This window comes from Veillonella sp. S13053-19 (genome assembly GCF_002959835.1).
GTDB classification, from domain to species: Bacteria; Bacillota; Negativicutes; order Veillonellales; family Veillonellaceae; genus Veillonella; species Veillonella rogosae.
This window is the reverse complement of the sequence record NZ_PPDA01000006.1, coordinates 1-2635: the sequence shown is the minus strand read 5'-3', so window position 1 is coordinate 2635 and position 2635 is coordinate 1. Positions and strand designations below refer to the sequence as shown.

The following is a 2635-nucleotide window of genomic DNA, read 5'->3' as shown; positions in this document are numbered from 1 at the left end:
AGTCAGTCTGTCTTAAAAGTTCGGGGCTTAACCCCGTGATGGGATGGAAACTGCTGATCTAGAGTATCGGAGAGGAAAGTGGAATTCCTAGTGTAGCGGTGAAATGCGTAGATATTAGGAAGAACACCAGTGGCGAAGGCGACTTTCTGGACGAAAACTGACGCTGAGGCGCGAAAGCCAGGGGAGCGAACGGGATTAGATACCCCGGTAGTCCTGGCCGTAAACGATGGGTACTAGGTGTAGGAGGTATCGACCCCTTCTGTGCCGGAGTTAACGCAATAAGTACCCCGCCTGGGGAGTACGACCGCAAGGTTGAAACTCAAAGGAATTGACGGGGGCCCGCACAAGCGGTGGAGTATGTGGTTTAATTCGACGCAACGCGAAGAACCTTACCAGGTCTTGACATTGATGGACAGAACTAGAGATAGTTCCTCTTCTTCGGAAGCCAGAAAACAGGTGGTGCACGGTTGTCGTCAGCTCGTGTCGTGAGATGTTGGGTTAAGTCCCGCAACGAGCGCAACCCCTATCTTATGTTGCCAGCACGTAATGGTGGGAACTCATGAGAGACTGCCGCAGACAATGCGGAGGAAGGCGGGGATGACGTCAAATCATCATGCCCCTTATGACCTGGGCTACACACGTACTACAATGGGAGTTAATAGACGGAAGCGAGATCGCGAGATGGAGCAAACCCGAGAAACACTCTCTCAGTTCGGATCGTAGGCTGCAACTCGCCTACGTGAAGTCGGAATCGCTAGTAATCGCAGGTCAGCATACTGCGGTGAATACGTTCCCGGGCCTTGTACACACCGCCCGTCACACCACGAAAGTCGGAAGTGCCCAAAGCCGGTGGGGTAACCTTCGGGAGCCAGCCGTCTAAGGTAAAGTCGATGATTGGGGTGAAGTCGTAACAAGGTAGCCGTATCGGAAGGTGCGGCTGGATCACCTCCTTTCTAGGGAGACATACACCAGGCCAAGAGCTTGGATGTCACTTAGGTCGACACTTTGGCACCTAACATTGTTCGGTTTTGAGAGATCTGGAAAGACTCTCAATCTACAGATATGGGCCTATAGCTCAGCTGGTTAGAGCGCACGCCTGATAAGCGTGAGGTCGGTGGTTCGAGTCCACCTAGGCCCACCAGTTGGCTCATATAACTCGAAATACACGTTTGTGTAGAGTACAGACATTAAGAGCTAAATATTTTGGAAAAACTTATAAAAGATAACGGATTCTTCGGAATGGATTATCGAGACTTAAGTGGACCATCATGGGGGCGTAGCTCAGTTGGGAGAGCACCTGCCTTGCAAGCAGGGGGTCAGGAGTTCGAATCTCCTCGTCTCCACCATTTAGTATTTGACAGCTAGTCTGTGATATACTAAAATAACTAAACTGATTTAAACAATCAGTTACAATTTAATAGATTTCGATGGATATCTAGGCGCATGAGATGAACGACGTCGCCGCGTAATGGTAATTACGCAAGACAAGTGAAACGAATGTAACGACGATAGACGCGAAATATATGAATTGTTTGTTCTTTGAAAACTGCATAGAAGATAATTATATATATTTGTAAGGTCATCTCTTAGAATTTCTAAGTAGGTTGACCCGAGCACATAGGAAATAATTCTCTGACTTAATGGTGACGTACATGAAAATGTACGGCTACAAAATAAACGACAATGTATCTAATGCATGTCTAAAAATCGTAATGATTTTCATCAGAATTTGATGGATATCGAGGTGTACCAGTAAAGCGAAACCGCCGCGTATTTGTATACGCAAGGTGAGCTGAACGCAGTACAACGAAGATAGCCGCAAATTATGATGTAAAATAAGTAAAGATTTTAAGGGCGTACGGTGGACAGTTGGGAGAGCACCTGCCTTGCAAGCAGGGGGTCAGGAGTTCGAATCTCCTCGTCTCCACCATTTAGTATTTGACAGCTAGTCTGTGATATACTAAAATAACAAAGCTATCTTAGATAGCAACATATGATGCATGAATCGTGAGATTTATGTCAGAATATTGTTCTTTGAAAACTGCATAGAAGAATTAATATATATTTGTAAGGTCATCTCTTAGAATTTCTAAGTAGGTTGACCCGAGCACATAGGAAATAATTCTCTGACTTAATGGTGACGTACATGTAAAATGTACGGCTACAAAATAAACGACAATGTATCTAATGCATGTCTAAAAATCGTAATGATTTTCATCAGAATTTGATGGATATCGAGGCGTACCAGTAAAGCGAAACCGCCGCGTATTTGTATACGCAAGGTGAGCTGAACGCAGTACAACGAAGATAGCCGCAAATTATGATGTAAAATAAGTAAAGATTTTAAGGGCGTACGGTGGATGCCTTGGCGATATCAGCCGAAGAAGGACGCGGTAAGCTGCGATAAGCTACGGAGAGATGCAAGCAATCTTTGACCCGTAGATTTCCGAATGGGGGAACCCGGCAGTGGTTATGCACTGTCACCCATAGCTTAGACTATGAGGAGGGCACCTGGGGAACTGAAACATCTAATTACCCAGAGGAAAAGTAATCAAACGAGATTTTCTTAGTAGCGGCGAGCGAACGGGAAAGAGGCCAAACCGGAGCGGGCAACCGCACCGGGGTTGAGGACAGT

The 2635-nt window shown here is 46.1% G+C and carries 2 tRNA genes and 2 rRNA genes; all 4 read left to right on the top strand.

What is annotated here, in order from left to right:
• Positions 1 to 953, top strand: a 16S ribosomal RNA gene (locus tag VEHSUH06_RS01885); the annotation flags it as partial.
• A gap of 111 nt (positions 954 to 1064) precedes the next feature.
• Positions 1065 to 1141 (top strand) — tRNA-Ile (locus VEHSUH06_RS01880).
• A 129-nt stretch (positions 1142 to 1270) separates the two neighbouring features.
• Positions 1271 to 1346, top strand: a tRNA-Ala gene (locus VEHSUH06_RS01875).
• A gap of 987 nt (positions 1347 to 2333) precedes the next feature.
• A 23S ribosomal RNA gene (locus VEHSUH06_RS01865) occupies positions 2334 to 2635 on the top strand; the annotation flags it as partial.